Consider the following 961-nt stretch of genomic DNA (forward strand, 5'->3'; position numbering starts at 1 on the left):
ACAGGGGGAAGGACCAAGCGGGGCGAAAGGGAGGACGAAAGCGCCAGGGGCAGAGAAGTAAGTGGGGGGGAGGGAGGGAGAGGGAGAGGGAGGAGAGAGGAGAGGGGAGGGGGAGGAGAAAGAAGGGGAGGGCGGGCGGGGGGGGAGGAGGAGAGGGAAAAGAAGGGGGGGGGAAGAGGGGGAGAAGGAGAAGGGGAAGAGGGAGGGGAGGGAAAAGGGAGAAGGGAAGAGGGGAGGAAGAGAAAAAAAAAAAGAAAGGGAGAAGGAAAGAAAAAAGAAAAAAGAAGAGAGGAGAAAAGAAGGAAGGGGAGAGGAAAAGAAGGAAAAAAGCAAAAGAGAAAGGGAGGAGGGGGAAAGAAAAAGGGAAGGGGAGAGGAGGAAGGGAAGGGAGGGGGGAAGAAAGAGAGAAGAAAAAGGGAGGAGACAGGAAGGAAGTATGTAAATAAAAAGCGAGAATGAAGAAAAGAAAGAAAGGGACAAAGGAAAAGGGAAGAAGAAGAGGGGAAAAAAAGAGAAAAAAGGGAGAAGGAGACGGCGGAAAAAGAGGGAAAAAAAAAAAGCAAGAGAAGGAGGATAGATGAGAAAAAGAAAAAAGAGAAGTTAAGGGCGAATTAAGAGGATAAAAAAGGAAATAAAAAAGAAAAGAAGAAATAAGGAGATGAAAGAGAGGGTGAAAGAAGAAAAAAAAGAAAAGAAAGAAGGGAAAGAAAAGGGGGAAAGCAGAAAAGAAGAGGGGGGAGAAAGAAGAGGTGAGAAAGAAAGGAAAACGAGAGAAAAAGAAGGAAAGGGAAAGGAAAGAGAGAAGATGAGGGGGAAAAGGAAGGAAATAAAAAAAAAAAGGGAAGGGGAAAGAGGAGAAAAAGGAAAAAAGGAAAAAAAAATAACTGACACTATGTTCCGATCCGACTTTCGCGAACGTATTCAGGAGTTGACAAGCCTACAGGGCGATGCCGTCACGTTG

3 protein-coding genes are annotated in these 961 nt (G+C 46.0%); all 3 read left to right on the forward strand.

Annotation, left to right across the window (positions count from 1 at the left end; all coding sequences use genetic code 11):
- Positions 1 to 459, forward strand: a 459-nt coding sequence (locus tag GMA8713_RS25845) for a hypothetical protein (protein WP_084387849.1), incomplete at its 5' end; no start/stop codon positions are given.
- Entirely contained in the window at positions 456 to 581 is a 126-nt protein-coding gene (locus GMA8713_RS28480) for a hypothetical protein (RefSeq protein WP_269747471.1), read from the forward strand. The genes GMA8713_RS25845 and GMA8713_RS28480, both read left to right, overlap by 4 nt.
- An 89-nt stretch (positions 582 to 670) precedes the next feature.
- On the forward strand, positions 671 to 961 hold a 291-nt coding region (locus GMA8713_RS27590; RefSeq protein WP_422615215.1), incomplete at its 3' end, for a hypothetical protein.

The sequence above is a fragment of the Grimontia marina genome (assembly GCF_900060185.1).
In the GTDB taxonomy this organism is placed as follows: Bacteria; Pseudomonadota; Gammaproteobacteria; order Enterobacterales; family Vibrionaceae; genus Enterovibrio; species Enterovibrio marinus.

Bases quoted from the DNA above. Each gene is read 5' to 3' on its own strand.
- GMA8713_RS28480 (WP_269747471.1), top strand. From the start codon at position 456: ATGAAGAAAAGAAAGAAAGGGACAAAGGAAAAGGGAAGAAGAAGAGGG.